Origin of the sequence: Escherichia sp. HH091_1A (assembly GCF_030295175.1) — a bacterium.
GTDB classification, from domain to species: Bacteria; Pseudomonadota; Gammaproteobacteria; order Enterobacterales; family Enterobacteriaceae; genus Escherichia; species Escherichia coli_F.
In genome coordinates, this window is sequence record NZ_AP025747.1 from 3,135,766 (window position 1) to 3,154,602 (window position 18,837).

At 47.8% G+C, this 18,837-nt stretch carries 17 protein-coding genes and 1 pseudogene; 5 read left to right on the forward strand and 13 right to left on the reverse strand.

The features are described from left to right. Nucleotides 1-7: 7 nt before the first annotated feature. Nucleotides 8-2,239 (reverse strand): hypothetical protein, encoded by a 2,232-nt coding sequence (locus tag QUF14_RS15785; RefSeq protein ID WP_286333062.1) that lies wholly within the window; start codon nucleotides 2,237-2,239, stop codon nucleotides 8-10. Nucleotides 2,240-2,434: 195 nt separating this feature from the next. On the opposite strand from QUF14_RS15785, the gene QUF14_RS15790 reads away from it, so the two are divergent. Further along, entirely contained in the window at nucleotides 2,435-2,692 is a 258-nt protein-coding gene (locus QUF14_RS15790; protein ID WP_001188254.1) for a hypothetical protein, read from the forward strand. Nucleotides 2,693-2,920: 228 nt separating this feature from the next. Here the strand turns inward: QUF14_RS15790 and QUF14_RS15795 are convergent, their stop codons facing one another. After that, the gene (locus tag QUF14_RS15795; protein ID WP_235175297.1) at nucleotides 2,921-3,190 is read right to left on the reverse strand and encodes a hypothetical protein; all 270 of its coding nucleotides are present in this window, start codon (nucleotides 3,188-3,190) and stop codon (nucleotides 2,921-2,923) included. Here QUF14_RS15795 and QUF14_RS15800 point away from each other — a divergent pair. Both QUF14_RS15800 and QUF14_RS15805 read left to right on the forward strand, forming a co-directional pair. Next, nucleotides 3,071-3,718 (forward strand): BRO-N domain-containing protein, encoded by a 648-nt coding sequence (locus tag QUF14_RS15800; RefSeq protein ID WP_286333539.1) that lies wholly within the window; start codon nucleotides 3,071-3,073, stop codon nucleotides 3,716-3,718. The genes QUF14_RS15795 and QUF14_RS15800 overlap by 120 nt on opposite strands. A gap of 228 nt (nucleotides 3,719-3,946) precedes the next feature. Continuing rightward, complete coding sequence (locus QUF14_RS15805; protein WP_001136300.1) at nucleotides 3,947-4,582, forward strand: hypothetical protein; 636 nt, start codon at nucleotides 3,947-3,949, stop codon at nucleotides 4,580-4,582. A gap of 143 nt (nucleotides 4,583-4,725) precedes the next feature. Here QUF14_RS15805 and QUF14_RS15810 read toward each other — a convergent pair whose 3' ends face one another. Continuing rightward, entirely contained in the window at nucleotides 4,726-5,412 is a 687-nt protein-coding gene (locus tag QUF14_RS15810; protein ID WP_137462092.1) for a BRO-N domain-containing protein, read from the reverse strand. 428 nt (nucleotides 5,413-5,840) lie between these two features. Between QUF14_RS15810 and QUF14_RS15815 the strand changes: the two are divergent. Next, nucleotides 5,841-6,227 (forward strand): annotated as a pseudogene (locus tag QUF14_RS15815) (phage antirepressor N-terminal domain-containing protein); the annotation flags it as partial. A gap of 72 nt (nucleotides 6,228-6,299) precedes the next feature. Continuing rightward, on the forward strand, nucleotides 6,300-6,827 hold the full coding sequence (locus QUF14_RS15820) for a hypothetical protein (protein ID WP_064236748.1): 528 nt from the start codon (nucleotides 6,300-6,302) through the stop codon (nucleotides 6,825-6,827). A gap of 21 nt (nucleotides 6,828-6,848) precedes the next feature. Here the strand turns inward: QUF14_RS15820 and QUF14_RS15825 are convergent, their stop codons facing one another. Genes QUF14_RS15825 through QUF14_RS15870 form a run of 10 tightly spaced genes read right to left on the reverse strand, consistent with a single transcriptional unit; the run spans nucleotide 6,849 to nucleotide 18,830 of the window. Continuing rightward, entirely contained in the window at nucleotides 6,849-9,872 is a 3,024-nt protein-coding gene (locus tag QUF14_RS15825) for a hypothetical protein (RefSeq protein WP_137462090.1), read from the reverse strand. Further along, nucleotides 9,872-12,580, reverse strand: a complete 2,709-nt coding sequence (locus QUF14_RS15830; protein ID WP_286333063.1) for a transglycosylase SLT domain-containing protein — start codon at nucleotides 12,578-12,580, stop codon at nucleotides 9,872-9,874. Before QUF14_RS15830 ends, QUF14_RS15825 begins: the two co-directional genes overlap by 1 nt. Beyond that, entirely contained in the window at nucleotides 12,580-13,125 is a 546-nt protein-coding gene (locus QUF14_RS15835) for a virion core protein, T7 gp14 family (RefSeq protein ID WP_000332878.1), read from the reverse strand. Before QUF14_RS15835 ends, QUF14_RS15830 begins: the two co-directional genes overlap by 1 nt. Further along, entirely contained in the window at nucleotides 13,125-13,589 is a 465-nt protein-coding gene (locus QUF14_RS15840; protein WP_000568023.1) for a hypothetical protein, read from the reverse strand. Before QUF14_RS15840 ends, QUF14_RS15835 begins: the two co-directional genes overlap by 1 nt. After that, on the reverse strand, nucleotides 13,589-16,030 hold the full coding sequence (locus QUF14_RS15845) for a phage tail protein (protein WP_100733747.1): 2,442 nt from the start codon (nucleotides 16,028-16,030) through the stop codon (nucleotides 13,589-13,591). The genes QUF14_RS15840 and QUF14_RS15845 overlap by 1 nt, the downstream gene beginning before the upstream one ends. Then, complete coding sequence (locus QUF14_RS15850) at nucleotides 16,030-16,635, reverse strand: phage connector family protein (protein WP_000179257.1); 606 nt, start codon at nucleotides 16,633-16,635, stop codon at nucleotides 16,030-16,032. Before QUF14_RS15850 ends, QUF14_RS15845 begins: the two co-directional genes overlap by 1 nt. After that, the gene (gene gp10 / locus QUF14_RS15855) at nucleotides 16,635-16,958 is read right to left on the reverse strand and encodes a capsid staple protein (RefSeq protein ID WP_000424495.1); all 324 of its coding nucleotides are present in this window, start codon (nucleotides 16,956-16,958) and stop codon (nucleotides 16,635-16,637) included. Before gp10 ends, QUF14_RS15850 begins: the two co-directional genes overlap by 1 nt. A gap of 50 nt (nucleotides 16,959-17,008) precedes the next feature. After that, nucleotides 17,009-17,344: a hypothetical protein gene (locus QUF14_RS15860; RefSeq protein ID WP_000012378.1), complete on the reverse strand. Its 336-nt coding sequence runs from the start codon at nucleotides 17,342-17,344 to the stop codon at nucleotides 17,009-17,011. A gap of 10 nt (nucleotides 17,345-17,354) precedes the next feature. After that, nucleotides 17,355-17,792: a Bbp16 family capsid cement protein gene (locus QUF14_RS15865; protein ID WP_286333064.1), complete on the reverse strand. Its 438-nt coding sequence runs from the start codon at nucleotides 17,790-17,792 to the stop codon at nucleotides 17,355-17,357. Between the two features lie 51 nt (nucleotides 17,793-17,843). Further along, entirely contained in the window at nucleotides 17,844-18,830 is a 987-nt protein-coding gene (locus QUF14_RS15870; RefSeq protein WP_000111619.1) for a major capsid protein, read from the reverse strand. Nucleotides 18,831-18,837: the final 7 nt, after the last annotated feature.

An 18,837-nucleotide genomic window follows, 5' to 3' on the forward strand; every position in this document is an offset into this window, starting at 1 on the left:
GCCTAAATTAAGACTTCTTAATGTACGACCATGTAACAGTGGTCGTACCGCTGCTGGTAATAGATATATTCCTTTCTGATGCGCTTGCTGTGAGGAACGCCGCAGTCTTCAGCGTCTGGATCATTGCTGTCGTACCATCATAAATTACCAGGAATGAAATCGCGTAGTTTGCACCTCCGCCAGAAACCCACACGTTAACATCATAAACTCCCTCAGAGTTTGGCAAAGTAAATAGCACGGACGCTACGTTAGCGTTGACCGATTTAGTACCCTTGTCGGTATAGACCGTGGGCACCTGAAGCCCATTGGCATTTTTATTTTCTACATACCCACCAGCAATAACGCCTGACGTGATGCAGTTCGTGTAGTTAACGTTGCCGGTGCTCACAGTAGAGATGGTTGGAGTTCCTCCGGCCGGAGCCTGGAACCGGCAGTTATCTGCATCAACCTGCGAGGTTACATCTGTGTGGATGAATGATGGATAGCCGGCCATTCCTTCAAAAGCGATCGGCGTACCATCGAAGCTATCTTTGCAGTTCAGCATCTTCACGCGAGATCCATTCATCGCGCGGTAAAAATCAACGATACCATTAGAACCACCGAAAGATGTTTTCAACTTGTTGCCAGAACCAACTGCCCCGACTATCGAAACGGTTGAATTATCGAATGTCATAAACGCCACCTCAAGTGCTGAGTTGTTGTTTATAACGTTCGCCTCACCATCAAAACCGGAGATAAGAAATCCGTGACAATTCGAAAGGTAAATAGCAGACTGACCGATAGACGCGTTGGAGTTTACTGTCATCTTATCTGCTGCGCAGTTCGTCATCTGCCCTGAAAGGAGGTTTGTTAAATACCACGCGCATACACCCCCCATTACATAGCAGGACTCATAATGGATCGTCGTGCCGGTGTTTTTGTAGAAACCACCGCGACTGCGACGCACCCATACATGCTCAAGCCTAGACATATAATTTCCAGAGTCGTCATATACTCCCCACCATGCCCCATCTATATCGACGTTTTTAATCCTTATCAAACCCGGCGATGTCTCACCACCATTTATAAGAATGCCAATTTTACCGTCGTTTGTGGCAGCATCTGTTGGATAGTCAATTCCATTCTGATCATAGAAAATATATAAATTCTCAATATTTCCTGAAGCAAAAGACTCTCCATAATGGAAGCACGCTTTATTTCCAATTACGGAAATAAAAGTCCCTGATCTGTTTATTATGTTATTACACTCACCGTATACAGTTGCAGATGTATTCATCTTAATAATGTCATTAACAAAATATGCATTTCCACCTGGAATAAACACATTTCGTCCAGTGTTAATAGCTGCCTGTATTCCTGCGTAGTCAAAAGACTGGGTAAGCGATGTCACAAATGGATATACCATTTGTGCTGCTGTCAATGTTGAAAACACTTCGCTTAACTGATGAAGTTTTCCATCGCCTGTAGCACCAAAATCTTTTGCACTAATAAAATCGCTGTTTTTATCATGCTGTGTACGAATAAATGAACTAATGAAAGGTTGCTTCACCGAGATCAGAGCATCGCCTTTCCCGTCCTCGCCGCTGGCCAACTGGTTGAATACGTCAGCCGCCGTTCCTGAAGGCACAGGGAACGGAACGGGCTTACCGTTGGCGATGCCGATTATGCTTCCTTCAAGTTGAGCGAGAGGTGGCAGCGGATCGATATAAGAATCAGGAACACGGATTGTATGGTCGATATTCGATAAAACCGTACTGTCCACATAATTCTTTGTGGATGCATCCTGCGGGTTAACCGGGTCTTTCAGGTTCCGAATATAGTTGTTCAGCGCGTTATAATAATTTGCTACGAATGACGGCTTGCGCAGCGCCAAGCTAAACCAACTTCGAACCTGCTGGATCAGCATCGTTAGCTTATCAAAAGCATCCTCATGCACTTCTGCAAAGAACTTACCCTGATTACGCAAATCAGTTTCCTGCGTAACCGGGAGCTCTCGTGATATAGAAATCTGGTAACCGTTAGCTAACGCCTTCGACAGAATTACATTACCGCCGTTATATCCACCAGCCCCAGTGACAGTGTAATCAGTATCAAGAGCCAGCACAGCGATATTTTCGTCAAGGTCAACCACCTGCACTACCAGATCAGATTCCTTGAAAACCCTAAAGGTATAAGGGAATGAAGTCGTAACGCCATTGCCTGTGTATTCGTTGTGGTCAACTTCGGTTGAGACCGTCATGTTAAATCTCCAGATAGTCGCAGCACCCGTTGCGCCGCATATCTGGTTATTCTATTACCTGAAAAACCATATATGGATAGAAAGGCTGTAAATACGAATAGATATTACCTTTCAGGTAATTTGCAAAACGTGCTGGATAGCAAACAAATTATTTGCTACTGTATAAATATACAGTTATTGCATGGAGAAGATAAGATGCAGCAGTATCACTATCCACTGGAAGACGGATTTACCGAAAGGATTCACACGCCGGGAGGCGTCAGGTCACTGGTGGAGGGATCGCACTTGATGAAATTACTCCGGGATCTCGATAAGGATGGATTTAATGTCGATGGCCCACTTGCCGAACTGACTGCACTAATTAACTACGTCACCAGCTCACAGATGTCTATGCGGGATCTGCAAACACATCTCGACTATTGTGCCGAACAATTACGAAAGCAAACCAGATAAGGTTTGCAATTACCAAGTGGAGTGCTTATATTTACCTTTGCGGTAAATTTACATCGCACTCCTCTTGTGCCATAGTAATCGGGTACTGGCAAAATCCAGTGCCGGGATTGGCGTCCCGAGTTACTAAGTGGCGCATACCACGCCAGACGTGGTTTTTTTATGCGTTAAGCACAGCTATATCCGAATTATGGTGGGCTGGGCAGGGGTCCGAAAGGACGCCGGTACCACTTAGGCCGGTACGCCAACCTTGTCCAGTTCACCACCAGTAATTGGCGTTGCGGTGGTGATTAAAATCACTAAGTGGAGATAACCACCATGGCTAATGCTCAAACTGCCATCTTCAAATTTGAATCTGTTAACCCTATCCGTTCCATCATTATCGATGGCCAACCATGGTTTGTAGCCCAAGACGTTTGTAGTGCGCTGCGTATCCAAAACGTCACCCAAGCACTTGAAAAACTGGATGATGATGAAAGGTCTATGTTCAACATAGGGCATGAACATCGTGCAATTTTTGACAGCCGAGTAAAAGAGATCAACATCATCTCCGAGTCAGGCCTCTACACACTGATCCTCCGCTGCCGCGACGCAGTGACACCAGGCACTATCCCCTACCGCTTTCGCAAATGGGTTACAGGTGAGGTTCTTCCTCAGATCCGCCGCACCGGAAGTTACATTAAAAACTCGCTCCCGCAGGAAGAACGCATAAAGATGGTTGCCGACCAGGTAGCCAACGCCACGGCGTCAGCAGTAATGCAGGCGATGAAGATAGAGAACAAAACCTACAGCGCCCCACTGAAGCCCGGCTACCGTAGCCTGATTCATTCGCCGTCTGGTGTTCTCGGCCTGACGGAGAACTCACTGCTGATGAATCTGCTGAACAAGTTACAGGAAGACGGGCACGATGTATCGGGCGCGGCAGCGGAGCTGACCACCATGTTCTGCTACATCGTCGGTGTGAGCAAATGCCTGCGTGATATCCAGACGCACGCGGAGTACATCAACGACAAAGCAGGGTTCTTCTGACGGGCGGCGGCACAGGGATGTGCCTTTAAATAATTCTGTACAGATTGCAGACTGGGGGTGAATAGCGTACTATTACCTCACGGGTGATCCATAGCGATTAGGCACCGATACAGGAGGAGCCCACATGAGAAAATTTGACGAGTACGAAGGCGTTTAACATTCGGATAGTTCATTTACCCTAATGGTAAATCCCGCTTAAAGAAGCATCTATATATTATGAGGTGATGTATGCCACAACAACTGCTGAATCCGGCAAAGGTAACTGAGGTTTTCGCTCATCTGAACGAAACTCCAGACAACCGCGCCCTGTATTCAGAGTTAGTGAACGGCAACGATGTCACATCTGATGTCAAAGGCGTTTCTCTGGCTCCTGGATACCGCGTTGTCCGTGTAGACGATCGTAAGAAAGGCGAGATTCCACAGGCGCACTTTGAACTGTCATTGATAAATGACCTCACCGAAGAGGTAGTGTATTACAATCGTGTCATTATCCAGCCTGACAGCTATCTTAACTGCCGTCCTGTCACGCAGATATTGGTATGGAGAACCCAGAAGCCTAAGCATCGTGCTGTGCTTCATGATTTCGCCGGCATCATCTTCATGAACTACCTCTTGGAACGGTACGATATCATCGTGTCAGATCGCAACCAGACTCATGAAGGCATGTCGTTCTGGCAGGCTCGCATGTATGACGCACTGGAACTTGGCCTCCACCTCTATGGTTACGACATGATGACATGCGAGCTGATAGAGATGAATAACGAGGAAGAGCTTGAGAAAGGTGAAACCTGGTTGTGGGGTGATGCGGAAAACTTCCAAAACAGATTGGCCATAATTTCAAAGCATAAGCTGCCAATAAAATAGTTCTTTAAGCCCGCGACGCGGGCTTTTTTGTGTCTGCGGATTCCCGCCCGGGCGGCGGTGGCATTCGTTAAAAACAAGGCCGCGAAAGCGGCCTGTGACATGTCACGCTAGTTCCGTTTTGCACATCCCTGTGCCACCGCCCGTCAGAAGAACCCAGCCTTGTCGTTGATGTACTCCGCGTGCGTCTGGATATCACGCAGGCATTTGCTCACTCCGACGATGTAGCAGAACATGGTGGTCAGTTCCGCCGCCGCGCCCGATACGTCGTGCCCGTCTTCCTGTAACTGGTTCAGCAGATTCATCAGCAGTGAGTTCTCCGTCAGGCCGAGAACACCAGACGGAGAATGAATCAGACTGCGGTAGCCGGGCTTCAGCGGGGCACTGTAGGTTTTGTTCTCTATCTTCATCGCCTGCATCACTGCTGATGCTGTGGCGTTGGCTACCTGGTCGGCAACCATCTTTATGCGTTCATCCTGCGGGAGCGAGTTTTTAATGTAACTTCCGGTGTGGCGGATCTGAGGAAGAACCTCACCTGTAACCCATTTACGAAAGCGGTAGGGGATAGTGCCTGGTGTTACTGCATCGCGGCAGCGGAGGATCAGTGTGTAGAGGCCTGACTCGTTGATAATATTGGTTTCGCCTTGACGGCCTAAGTTAAATTTAGCCCTTTCATCATCATCAAGAGATTTTATTGACATAGTGGGGTTTGTCAGTTGAAGAGCTTTAATAACGTCTTTGGCAACAAACCAAGGATTTCCATCAATAACAATGGCTCGAATGGTTGCTTCTGATTCAAAATGAAAAACAGATGGGGTTACGTTAGCAGTCATAGCGATCACCTTTGTAGTTAGGTTAATCACCACTACCGACGCCAATCGGTTGGTGGTGAACTGTGCAGGGTTGGCGTAACCGGCTACAAAGGACCCGGCGCACCTTTCGGTGCCCCCACACAGCCCACCATAGAATAGGTGCGCTTTACACATAAAAAAACCGCTTATGCGGCATATGTGCCTCTGTAGTAACTCGGGACGCCAATCCCGGCACTGGATTTTGCCAGTGCCCGATTACTATGGCACAAGAGGAGTGCGATGTAAATTTACCGAAAAGGTAATGATAAACGCAGACAAACATTAAAATCAACCATATTTGGTTAATGCGTGTAAAAGAGCCAGCAGCGAGAAATTGTGCCGCGACGTAAAATAACGAGCATCTGCTGGCTTACAACCAGCGATGTTTCAAATTTGTCACTACTATCAACGTGCCATTCCACGGCGCAGAGCTTTATGTTGTCAATCACAACGGCGAACCGTATACCCCAATGAAACCTATCGTTGAGGGAATGGGGCTAGACTGGAAATCTCAACATAAGAAGATTTCTCAACGCTTCTCGAAGGGTATGGTGGAAATCACCATACCTTCTGCCGGTGGGGTGCAAGCCATGATTTGTATGGCTTTACGAAAATTGGCAGCTTGGTTGAACAGCATCAGCCCTAACAAAGTCCGCCCTGAAATCCGCGACAAGGTAATCCAGTATCAGGAAGAGTGTGACGATGTGCTCTACGAGTACTGGACTAAAGGCCATGTGGTTAACCCACGCAAAGCTAAAAAGGCGTTGCCGGGTAAAATCACTACTGAGCAACAGGAGGTATACACTTAACACTTGATCACATTAGCACAAAATATTACCTTTAAGGTAATGTTATTGTGAGGAAAAGCAATGGAAGTTTTCTTAATCATCGTCGGCATCGTGATTATTAATTTTGTTTTTTTATTTATTGCAAAAAAACAAAAAAGTAACGATATGCATGTTTCTACAACTGATGATCTTACCTTTGTAGAGCATGCACTGAATGTATCAGGATATAAACTCACCCCATACGGAGCTGGTGTATCACTCATGTCTTTAAGTAACGGTTTTTCAAAAGAAGAAACATTTTCGCATATAGCTTTGATGGCTCTTTCTCAACACGCCAAAGTCGCAGGTAGTGACGCAATTGAGCTTAGTAAAGTTAGCATTCGTGCGATGTCGATAGCTGAAAGCTTAACTAAATTATTCAGGAAAGGTCTTATTCGATCAGAAATATATAAAAATGATTTGAATGCTATCATGGCTGTCAGCACAATTAATGAAAACCAAGAGGATTGGATTTCCATAGTTCTGGAAAGCAATAGCACATCTAACAAGGATACTATTGCTTTGCCGATAAGTGCAGAAGCTTCTTTAGAAGCCATAAACAGCCATTGAAAGAACTCCAATAAATATTGATTAACGCATCACCGGATCCACCTGGTTTATTAGTGGCGCAATCCAGAACAGGTTATTGCCGGGTATCAGGGTTCGGACATTATGCACAATACGATCACCGGCATCACCATTCAACACTCCTGCGGTCACATCAATGATGCTATCCGCAAGACCAAATGACGGTCCGAATAGAGATCCTACGAATCCACGACTGGCATACCTAGACTGTGTGCCAGTGCCAAATAAAGCCCCCAGCCCAACAGCACCACCAGTAGCCTTTTCAGCCATGTTGTTATATTCCATCAATGGCCCAAGAATACCGGATCTATCTATACCCTCAAGCACCAGCTTCTCTGGTGACCAGTCAACATTTTTCCCTTTCGATGCTTCTTTTAGCGCATAGACCAGTGAGCCAAGAGCAATCTGAAATGCAGTGCCATAATAAAATTGCGCAGTTCCTTCCTGTAACCCACCAAGTAGCGCACGGTTGTATGAAGCCGTTGTGAATGATTTAAACTGAAATATCGTTCGCCCCATTGGAGTACTCGCCCATAAAGGTGTGTCACCAATACCGGGGGTGATGATAGTGTTATTAACGTCTTTCAGAACCGCTGACTGGAATACTCCGGCAACGTACTGATCGTCCCATTTATCAAAGTTACCAATGTGCCATCCATCAATTACCTCACCATGTTTCTCGAACTCACTGCGAATACGCGCAGCCATATTGTCGTTGATACCGAGTTTTGCCATGCGACGTGCAGAAAACGCACCAGACAAAATACCGTCTGACGTGAGCATTCCGTTCATGGATTTGTTTATGTCATTAAATCGATCCATGAGTGTCAGCTTGCCGAAGGCATCAGTAATTCGCTCCATTCCTGCTTCGACTGCTGTTGTCCTGGAAGAACTGTCAACAAGATCACCAATTGCACGAGAACGTGAATGTAGTACAGTTTCCAATCCAATCCCCATCTTCAACATCTCTTCTTTGCTGGCCTTAAATGCCGGTGATTGGGATATCTGAGAAGCATAGCCTTTCATGGAGTTACGGAAACCATTAACCATAACCCCTCTGGCCAGATCTGGAATAGCTGATACTGTCATTCCACCGAGTTTGGTCGTGAAGTTCACATCCCGCAGAAAAGCGCCAGCACGAACAAAAAACGAAGACGGGTCATCAGGCATACCATATGTACCAACAAGACGATCGCGTAATGCTGTTATGTCTCTGAGATCATTTGCTCTTGATTTTGAAAGTCTGGACTGTTCTTTCCGTAATTCCTTTTCGTACTTTCGCATTAATGAATCGAGTTTACCCTGAGGAACAACTTCACCATTGCTCTCATAACGTGCTTTCAGATTTGCCACACTTTCGTCATATTTCGCCTTTATTTTTTCAGGCACTTCCCGTAACAGACTGTCATATTCGTCCTCAATTAATTGCAGACGCTCTGTCATAGTTCGTTTGCCAAATGTTCTCGTCAACTCAATTTCTGCTGCCGCTTCACGGATATGACGTTGTAGAACGTAATTCACATCACTTTCGAGATAATCCCTGATAAGACTATCAGGCACATTTAATGTTCTTTCTTTCGTACTACCTGCGGCTTTTACAGAAAATACGCTGACAAAATCCTGTGGAACCTTAGCACCAGTAATTTTATTAATTACGATATCCGCTGCAATTTCAGCATCCTCAGGATCCAGTGTTTTATTGCCTCTCGACCACCAGTCAACCAAAATACGTCGAAATTTATCGCGTTCACTGATTATTTTTCCAACTTTATATATACGTGGGAAATAGCTTGCCTGGCCTAATGCTTTCAGTTCTTCATCTGGCGGCAATAAACCAAGCTTTTGCATTTCAACCTTCACCCGATTTAATACAGTTCGCATCGCCTGCGCCGTTTCCTGAACAACAGGATTAGCATGCACATCACCGCTTCGCATAGCATTCCCAACCTGCTGACGAAATGAATCAAAACTCATGTCACCACCATCAGCTTTATACTTTGCGTATGCCTGTTTATTTCCGACAACAACAGCAGCTTCTTCACGCTGCCATCCACGTGTACGGGTTTCTACAGCTACCGGTGTTTCAATCCCCCTTTCATTTCCTTTAAGGGTGAAATTATTTTCGGCTAACTCCAGCGTTGTTTTTCGCACTGTCTTGGACGGAGACTCCATTAACCTTGTCAAAGGAGTAAGATAGCTCCCTGCTTTCCATGCAGCCTTTCCAACCACCCCACCGGAAACAGGGGTTAAATCATCCAGAGTCGCTGTATCAATTTTCATAGCACCAACACTACCACCATCAGAAAGCGAAGCGGCAGCCCTGTCAGTCGCTGATGTAATGCTCATATTATCAAGAGCATCAGCAACCTCACGCGTGGCTGCAGCCCGGACGGATGGCGAAAGCGCAACACCAGCACTGGCAAACACGCCGCTCATCATCGCACCCGCTGCAATGTGAGCGGTACTTTCACCCCATGAGCGTGTTATTTGCTGATTATTCAGCACAACCTCGCTTAATGCTGTACCGGCAGCACCAATCGCAATCTGTGAGCCAATACGCGCCAGTGCCCCTCCTTGAGCACCGGGGATAAACATTGACGCAACAGTAACCGGGTCAAAAAGCATCGCTGTTGCACTGGCAATTCCACCAGCTAAGCCTGCTTCAGAGATAAAACGCCGATCTTCATTTTCATCATCTATCCGCTGCTTAATCCACGCTGTTTCTTCTGGCGAGCGGGAACCTGCAAATTTCGCCCCCCAGTATTCATAGCCGTGCAACTCATTTTTATCAGCATATGGATTATAACCTTCGACCGGTTCAAACTGTCTGGCAGGACGGAAAAAACCAGCCAGAATATTGTTCTGTCGTATTGCTGCGGCAAGCAATGAAGGCTCTTTGGGACGAGGTTCAGGGTTCTTACCTTCTGGCGGATGCACATCAAAACTCTGTTCATCAGGTTCAGGAATGGCGAGACCAGCAGAAATAAATCCGTTATTGTTTGATTCAGATACAGGATAGAACGGCATTATTTAGATCCCCACGAAAAGTAATCTTTAAATTTGTCCATACGTTCGTTATGCAGGCGCTGATACTGCTCATCCAGAGCGCGATGCTTGTCTTTGAAGTTTCGTATAGCCTGTCCACGCATAATTTCTTCCTGCTCGTGCTGCACCCGTTCCTGCTGCATTTTCTTATAAGGTTCCCAATCTTCTAGTGATGGCCCCCAGCGCATCTGTCTTCCATGCTTGTCATAAAATAAATCATCCCTCGTAATACCATCTTTATCTTTTGTTCTGATCACAACTGAATAAAGCTTATCTCTCGGAGTTGATAAGTCAGGAACGAGAATCAACTCACCTCCAACCAGTGAGCGTGGCTTATTCAGTCCCAATGCACCAGCCTCAGTTGAAGGTCGGTTAAATGAAGGAGCCGGTTTATGTAAGTCATCGCCATACATGATTTTTTCTTTTTCAGCCTTCCATTGCGCTGCAATCCAGCCTGACGGCCCATATTGATAAAGCGCCTCCGGTGCATATTTCATAAACTGTGCTTCCCCGTTGACCTCGCTGATACTCCAGGTGCGGGCTATCTGCTGGTTGGTCATTTGCTTCGCTACGTCAGCGTTACCACCAGCAAGGCGATAGTTAACGTCATACAGCATCTGATAGTCATTGCGAAAGAGCGCTGCTTCCGGCGTCTGGTCATCCGCAGACGGATCCCAGCGAAGCCAGTGAGTCATATTACTGACAGCAGAATTGGCTGCGCTGTCACGCTCTTTTTTGTATTCTCTTGTACTCTGAACAGATGAGAGCTGCGCCCTTAGTGCATCTGTCTGGTTGTACGTCAGGTTCTGCGCCTGCTCGATAGCCGCATCAGCAGACATGCCAGAATCTGTTAGTTGCTTAACAGTCAGATAAAAACCCTGCATATCCTTCGGCATATTTCCAATAGATGCATTCTCTGTTTCATATAACCGACTAAACAAATTCGCTGCATTTTTAACCACTTCCTGATTGCTGGATCTGGATACTGCTGAAAGCTGCGTGATGACCTGCGAAGGCATGATGCCAGTCTGAGCCACAAGCCGAACAACCCCATCATGAGTGGAGGCATCATTAATACGAAAGTTCTGCGCCATTTCTGTGTAATCAGCAGCTTTCTGCATTGATTTGTTGCTTGGGTCTAATTTTTCACCTATTGTCAGCGCCTCATTGAATCTGCGTGAATCACGTTGCGCCTGAATTGCTTCATTTGATCGCTGAAGCAATGCAGACAATTTTCCGTAAGCATCGAGTTTTAACGCATAGTGAGGATCGTTAACCTCAGGCTTCACTTTCTGCATTTCTTCTTGCTGCTGAGAAGGAGGTAAATACTGAATTGCCTGGAATATTCTCGCGTTATCAATCGCTATATCCAGTTGATTGATTATTTTATCTGCATTTTTTCCATACCCCCTGATGATAGTCTCCTGAGCCGGTATATAATCTGGAACCTCACCGTTATATAGCTGGGCCATGGTGTTATTAATAGCTGGCTCAAGCTGTTCTAATATTAACTTCCTTTGCTTTTCTATCTGACTATTAGCAAGGTTATCTATTTGATAAATAGTCAGCGGATCCATTCCAGTTTTATTTTTTCTATATCGGGAAAGCCACCCTTGTGTTTCTGATGGAAGATTTCGGATAAATTCTTCTTCTGATATTTCACCTTTACGTGGATCACCGACTTTGGCGATCAGTTTATCCACGTTACCCATCCCCCAGTTATATGCTGCTCCGGTCAATATTTCGGAGCCGTACTTACCATACAGTTGATTTACATAGTCACTGGCGAGCATTTCATGCTGTTGTTCGTCCGTAGGGTTGTATTTAACGCCACGCTTGGCCGCCAGTTCTTTCCCTGTGCCCGGCATTAACTGGTATTTCCCCTGGGCTCTCTCTCCAGAAGATGTTATCGGTCCTTCAAGAAGACTACCATCAGGATTAAAATGTCGATCACCTGATTCAACAAGGCGTATGGCACGCATGTCCATGCCTCCAGAATCATTTTTCTGAAACAGACCATTTAGCCATCCTTCTGGATTGGCAGCGGCATAATTCTTCGCCCGCATTTCTGTGGCACGGCGATCATCACTTTCTATTTCTTCCAGAATGCGTTCTTGTGACCATCCCCTGGCAGCTCCATATCTGGCAATGGCTACCATTCTGGAATTTCTGGCTAAAGTGGCAGTTTGCGGGTCATTCCAGGCATCCGCTTCATTTTGTATCCATAATTTTCTCGTTGCCTGATATTGCTCATCTTCATAGGCATTTGTCTGCCCTATCTCGTGCCGCCCTGCCTGCGTAGTGAACTGAATGCGCTGCTGCTGCGCCTGCTGCATGAAAGCATTACGAGCCTGTTCATCCGGCAGCGACATAGCCAGTTGTTCGACCTGAGCATCAAACTGCTGCGTATACTCATGGCCTTTTCCAATAGCATTTTTCCCTTTCAGGTTAAGCAAACCTGTTTCAGGGTTATTCAGCAGATCGCTGCTTATCTGACTGAGGTTAAGAGATGCCTCCTGAGCCAGAGCGATATTGGCACGCTGTTTTGCCTGACCAAAAACATCAATTGCCTCTGCCCCTGCCCGAACAAAAGCATCACCAATACCTGGCTGAGAAAACGTCTGCAAGCCTGCTGACTGAACTCCACGGCTCTCAACCTGGCGTCCGGATACTGTTGGTACGACTGGCATTATAATCCTCCGGGTAATCTGGTTCCTGCTGCTGCCCCGATTGGCGCAGGGGTGCTTTGAGTAAACGGACTCCACGTCCCACCAAACATCTGGTACGCACCGTATGCCTTCAGAGGCGCAGTGAGCAATGTTGTTGCTGCTCCCACATTCCCCTGTTTACGGGCTGAACTGGCTTCTGCTTTATAGTTGGCAGCCTGAACCTGATAACCGTAAGCCTCGCGTTGCGCGTTATTCACCGTCGTTAGCGAATCAAGAGCGCCAAACTGGGCAGTGTCGCCAAATATATCCAGCGCGTTACCTGTAGATAAATCAGCGCCGGTAGCCCCCATTGTCGCTGCCTGTGTACCAAGCCGCTGTCGGGTCTCTCTGCGCCGTTGCTCAGCTTCAGCGTTACCCCTGTTTATTGCATCATTTGCCTGAGCTGTGGCTATATCTGCGTTCGCTTCTGCAACCTTCGAGGCATACTTTCCCTGTTGGTACTGGGTGTATGCCTGAATGCCACTCATGGCGAGCATTGCGCCACCAGCAATAACCGGATCGCACATTATTTTCTCTCCATGTGAAATCTGTGGAAATTAAGACCAAGAGCACCATAAGGCGCGGCTTCTTCAAGCCTGAATCCAAGCCAGTGCAGCCATGCTTTGGCAACATGGTTTCGCTCGTCGACGTAGTTTTCCAGGCGCGGATAAACTGCCAGCATCTGCTGCAATACAGGGCGGCAGTGGCGCAGAAATGTCTTCTGATATTTTTCAATACGGCTGGTTCCTACCAGCCAGGGCGTACCATTGCCACCGATCATTGACGCCGGAGATACACCAAACATGGTTACCAGTTCTCCGTTCGCGAACCCTGACCAGGCCATAGTCGCAGTGCGAAGACCAACGCGCAGCGCATCTTCGGTAGTCATCAGCGATACCGCATACAGTTCGTCAATATCAGCCTGACGAACATCCGGCAAAATCATCTGAAGATGCTCTTCGGTAGCGGGAATAATTTGAACATCGATCATCAGAATCCCCCAACAGTAAGGCGAGGAATAACGGCAAGAACAGACAGCGGCAACGGGTCAAGCTGACGGATTTTTACACGCCCGTTTTTGCCCCAGTTACTGTCCAGTTTCACTTCTACTTTTCCGGTAGCATCATCAACAGGATCATCGTAGAACTCGAATTCACGCTGTGGATATTCGTACCATTTACCGCCGGGCGTAGTCGCCCAGATGCCGCGACTGGCATTCACAACCAGAGTAACGGACGGGATCACCTGTTTTTTGTCCAGCAGCGTTTCCTGTCCGTTAATGTTGATATCCAGTGTTTCGAATTCAGCAGTTATTGGCAGGCCGATGTGCACAACAGCCCCCGGTGATTCCAGCGTGACGGCACCTCCGGAAACCACTTTTTGTGGTTCCACGTTCGCATCAGAGAGGATGTTTACGGTCTGGCCTTCAAGATGAGACAGGCCTCCAAATGTCCGGCGCGCCATCTGCCAGTTCGTGGTGCCCACATTCCTGAGGGATGGCGGGACGTTCCTGTTAGCACGAACCACTACAGCGGTATTGCTGGTTACAGAAATGATGTCGCAACGTAATTCAGTTCCGGTATAAGGGAACTGTAGTTGCGCACCGACATCACTACTGGTGAAGTACGCACCACCAGAAATACTGATTGTATATTCCGCGCGGTAATCCCATTCGCCAGAACCACCAGTGATGGTCATCGTTCTGTCAGACGTATTTCTTCCATCATAGCTAAGGCCAGAATCAACAAAGAAAGCATCTTCATCGCTGGTAAATAAACGGCTGGACAGTCGCTCGATGTATCTCACTGTTTGCCCGTTAACGGTTCGGTTAACGACGAAATACACCGCATCTTCATTTTTTTCGCTGATACTGCATGTGCTTTCATATTTTCCGGTACTGGATTGTGGTGCCCATGCAAAAACCTGCTGATCACGCAAATAGGTCATCACCAGTAATTTACCGTCATCACGAATGCAGAAGGCGCTGGAGTAAGGGACAATAGAGAAGCACCAGTCAACAATGCTGTGCTTCTGAAAAAGATGATTGGCAAGGATGGTCAGGTCGTTCCCCTGATAGCCGTCAACATCGAATGAGTAGGCCAGATCACGGACAACACTGCCTTTCTCCTGGACGAACAGAGCAATATTCGCCACGGCAATTGGTGGGACATTGCTCGAGCCATTTGATCCCTGAGAGCTGAATGCAAATGATGATGGGGTTAACACTTTGTTCTGGTCGCCGGTGATGACGTACTCACCTCCGGAAGTCAGTGCCACCAGCGAACCAACATCAATCAGGTGACGGATCTCATTAACCTGACGCCCGGCATAGGTGTAGATAATTCTGTCGTCATCCTGCGTAGGATTGCTTTTGCCAAAATCCTTATAATCCCCAGTACGGCTGGCCCAGATAGTCTGAGGGAACGCAGTCGATGCGGCGAAGTAAAGACGCTGTTGATAATAAACAACAGTGCCAGGATAACCATTAACACTGTTCCAGGCATATTTAGCCCATTTATAGCTGGCATTATCCTCGCCAACGACCTGCGAAGGGATATAGGAAATCACCTCAGCAGTTGCAGTAGTGCCATTTGCAGCAGTGATACGGGCAATGCCAAAACCACTGTGCAGATACTCCCACTCAATGCCAGTATCATCATCACCGGATCCGCCCCAGCCATCCCATGATGTGCCTTCTGTATGCGAAGGGCGCAAAGTACCTGTTTTGCCTGCTGTAACGGCGCGATAGTAGTTACTGTCTGCACGGCGAATATCGCCAATCGACGTACTCTTACTGGTTTCCCATACCGGTACTGAATCCACTGCAGGCTGTTCCAGATAGAACAATTTGCCTACCTGCTCCGCGCCAAAAATAGAGGCGCTTGCCGTTAACGTAATTGTCCCGGTGCTGGCGCTGGCATAAACCGTCACTGACTCATCAATATTGATATCTTCAAATGGCCCGTTCTTCGTTACCACATCAACCAGTTGCCAGTTGTCATGCGCATAGCGGCGCAGCTCTTTCGGCGGGTATGCCGGATGAACCAGCGTAAGCACGTCGGCGCTTTGCGTGAATTTAATTCGGAACAGATCGGCTTCAGTATATGGCGTGGCAATTTCATAAATAACATTGCTGCTGTTCAGCACCAACGCACCATCTTTGATAACGCGCATGTACTGGTGTCCGAACTCCAGAGCGTAGGTCTGAACCGTCGAGAACTGGAACGGGATCAGGCGGCATTTCCGATTTGGGTATTTGGCGGCACCGACAAAACGCGTACCAGGTCGATTCTCAACGCCGCCATACTGCCGCACGATAAAGTTATCGCACTTGCGCAATGCCACCTGGTACTTCGCCATGTCGATACGACCGTACAACGACGGTCCAATCTCACCACCGGCAAAGCTGGGCTGGATCCAACTGATAGCCATCAGGACAACCTCGCAATGGTAAACTCGTCAACCGGTGGCTGTGGTTCCTGTGATTCATTCTGGCTATGCGAGCCAGCACTAAGAATCACGCGATTGTACATATTGAGAGCAAATGTACCGAGATCCGCATTCCCAGTCAGCGCCATGTTAATGGCTGCCGCAAGACGCCAGGCCAACGCCTCCATAAAAATGGCATCAAACATGTTCACATCTGAAACGCGAGAGACATACTTGAGCCATGCCTGCGGCTGGTCTGTGTAGATCAACTTTCCTGTTCCGTCGGTGTCTGCACCAACTTCGTACTGAACGCGCATTGCTGCTGTTGGATTGCGTACACCAGGAAGCATAATTTCAGTAATGCGCAGACAATCGGACGGGTACTGGTACGCATATTCCCAGTCAGGCGGTGGATTGCTCGTATCTGCAAGCGCCACGCGTTTGGTAGCAAAGTTCCAGTCAAAATCAGAAAGCACAGCATCACGGCAGGCCTCAAAGTGCAGCGAACATTCCCCCGCTTCCTTGCTGGCTTCCGTCAGGCTGTTAATGCTGCGGCTATTGCCAATATTGGACAGCGCACGATTACAGATCTCTACTACAGAGGCCATCACTCACCTCCGTTACCGTACAGAGTTTCAGCCGCTGATTTTTCTACATCCCCGGAAACAGGAGCGATCGCCATATCAGTGATCTGCAGATCGGCGCTGCGATTAACACCATCGTCAGTTTCTCTGGCAGACAGGCCTCGAATAACAGCCTTTGCAGTTATCATCACTTCTGTTCCGACGCCCTGAGGTTGTGCCTTCAGCTTATTCAATGTGTCGTTATTAAGAGTGATGCACAGCCCCCACGGGTATTCATCGCGAGTTCTGGTTTCTCCGCTCTCATCCTGGTAGCTGTCAGTGCCGGTTTTGAGGTTTACGAGTTCCATATACACTCCTGCAATAAAGGGGCCGAAGCCCCTTGTCTGATTCGCGAGGCTTACACGCCCAGTTCTTTACGCTTATCTGCGATCTTCTCGCGGAGCGTTTCGGCTTTGGCGTTATGGTGTGGCTTCTCGTTAAAGAGCAATTCGTACTCTTCACGGAGCTTATCCAGTTCACCATCATCTGACACATCGTTGATGATTTTGGTGCTGGTTGCTGCCATAGTCACCTTTCCTACTACCTTTGCTTTTGCCTGTCTGGCTGCATCGTTAACAGGTTCCAGTGCGCTACCAGGCTCACCTTCGTATTCGATTTCTGCCCCCTCCGGCCACAGTGTGTTATGGATATGAGAGAGGCGCAGAACGCGGTATCTTGGTTTCTCACCTGACATCGAAATCACCTTAACCAGTTACTTTTGAGCGGATCGGGTACGGTGTATTGGCATCAACATCAAGACTGATACCAGCAGTGAATTTGCCAGCCGTTAGCGGGCCAGTTGCGACGGAGTAGTTAACACGCAGATATCGCTGAACACCGGTAGGCACCTTTGCAGAAACAACTCGTTTACCTGCTGTCAGGGCGGTCTTTGCCAGTGCACCACTATCATAAATAGTGTTCCATGAGCTGTTATCCTCACTCGTCTGCAACTGGATGTTTACAGTTGCATCACCGCTTGCTGCGGCGGCTGTGTTAACCAGCGCCCAAAACTCAAGCGGGTAACCCACGCCGATATCACGACGTTTTCCGTCAATTGGACCGAGATCGATTACGTCAGTTGAAGCCGCGGTATTCGTAACCGCCTGAGCTTCGGAGAACATCAACAGTTTGTCGGTGATCATCTTCTTTCTCCATTAGTGGGTCTGTTACGACCCACAGGTTAATAACAGGCGTTACACCACGCGGGCTTCTGTTTCCAGAAGCGCATCAGTTTCACGGATTGGTACACCACGGAATGAAGTCCACCACTCGCCTTCAGTCTCTTTTACGCTGATAGCCAGAGATGTTTTCTCCAGAGACTGTAGATCAAGAGCCTGGCCTACAGTGCGGTTCATGTAGAACACCGGGCGGCCCATGCCACGGTTTGGAATGCGATGCAGTGCTTTAACCATCAACTTAGCAATATTTGCGGCAGAGGAAGGTTCTGAAAGATTGCTGACATCGATGTTTGCAATGCGAACAACATAACGCCAGTCACGCAGAGCAAGTCCGTTATCCCATTTATAATGGGTGCGATAGCCTTCGTACTTGCCGCCATTAGCATCTTCCAGTGTCACCTGGCCTTTATCTTCCATCTGGATGCCAGCCTTCTGCCCTTTCGGGAAGATGCCATGCACGGTGTTTTCGCCCCACACCACTAACCAGATTGAGGTGTTATCTGTACCCGTGCCACCAGCATCAATGATGTTCTGAGCATTACCCGCAGACAGGCTGGAATAGCGGGAGGACAGTCCCATAAACTGCTGAGGGTTAACGCTGGAATCACCATAAAACAGCGTCTGCGCCATCTGCTGATTCATCGCTTCAATAAATGCGCGGTCTTCAGACAGGCGGAATTCGGCGGTATTGCCGTTCAGATCAGCCAGTGACTTATCGACTTCAGCATAGGTTTCCAGCATGCCCACGGAATCGGTTACCTGCACTGTGGTTGATTTGCTTGGCTGTACGCCATAGTTCAGCAAACGCCAGGTAGCTGAAGGTAAACCAGAACGAATGGTGGTTCGGTGTCCGGTAGGAAGGTTCCCTTCGACAAAAGGCATATCCTGAAGGATCGGGTTAGTTTGACCGAGAAGCTCGATAATCTTATCGACTTTCCCGTTTGGATCGACGCGCTTACCCCAGTCAGCCAGCGTTAGCGCAGTTAAGCCTTTAACAGACATTGTCATT

Excerpts from the sequence above, each read along its gene's own strand:
- QUF14_RS15870 (WP_000111619.1), bottom strand. The coding sequence starts at position 18,830 with ATGTCTGTTAAAGGCTTAACTGCGCTAACGCTGGCTGACTGGGGTAAG.
- QUF14_RS15860 (WP_000012378.1), bottom strand. The coding sequence starts at position 17,344 with ATGTCAGGTGAGAAACCAAGATACCGCGTTCTGCGCCTCTCTCATATC.
- QUF14_RS15785 (WP_286333062.1), bottom strand. The coding sequence starts at position 2,239 with ATGACGGTCTCAACCGAAGTTGACCACAACGAATACACAGGCAATGGC.
- QUF14_RS15865 (WP_286333064.1), bottom strand. The coding sequence starts at position 17,792 with ATGATCACCGACAAACTGTTGATGTTCTCCGAAGCTCAGGCGGTTACG.
- QUF14_RS15845 (WP_100733747.1), bottom strand. The coding sequence starts at position 16,030 with ATGGCTATCAGTTGGATCCAGCCCAGCTTTGCCGGTGGTGAGATTGGA.
- QUF14_RS15840 (WP_000568023.1), bottom strand. The coding sequence starts at position 13,589 with ATGATCGATGTTCAAATTATTCCCGCTACCGAAGAGCATCTTCAGATG.
- QUF14_RS15805 (WP_001136300.1), top strand. The coding sequence starts at position 3,947 with ATGCCACAACAACTGCTGAATCCGGCAAAGGTAACTGAGGTTTTCGCT.
- QUF14_RS15795 (WP_235175297.1), bottom strand. The coding sequence starts at position 3,190 with ATGCCCTATGTTGAACATAGACCTTTCATCATCATCCAGTTTTTCAAG.
- gp10 (WP_000424495.1), bottom strand. The coding sequence starts at position 16,958 with ATGGAACTCGTAAACCTCAAAACCGGCACTGACAGCTACCAGGATGAG.
- QUF14_RS15820 (WP_064236748.1), top strand. The coding sequence starts at position 6,300 with ATGGAAGTTTTCTTAATCATCGTCGGCATCGTGATTATTAATTTTGTT.
- QUF14_RS15850 (WP_000179257.1), bottom strand. The coding sequence starts at position 16,635 with ATGGCCTCTGTAGTAGAGATCTGTAATCGTGCGCTGTCCAATATTGGC.
- QUF14_RS15835 (WP_000332878.1), bottom strand. The coding sequence starts at position 13,125 with ATGTGCGATCCGGTTATTGCTGGTGGCGCAATGCTCGCCATGAGTGGC.
- QUF14_RS15810 (WP_137462092.1), bottom strand. The coding sequence starts at position 5,412 with ATGACTGCTAACGTAACCCCATCTGTTTTTCATTTTGAATCAGAAGCA.
- QUF14_RS15790 (WP_001188254.1), top strand. The coding sequence starts at position 2,435 with ATGCAGCAGTATCACTATCCACTGGAAGACGGATTTACCGAAAGGATT.
- QUF14_RS15830 (WP_286333063.1), bottom strand. The coding sequence starts at position 12,580 with ATGCCAGTCGTACCAACAGTATCCGGACGCCAGGTTGAGAGCCGTGGA.
- QUF14_RS15825 (WP_137462090.1), bottom strand. The coding sequence starts at position 9,872 with ATGCCGTTCTATCCTGTATCTGAATCAAACAATAACGGATTTATTTCT.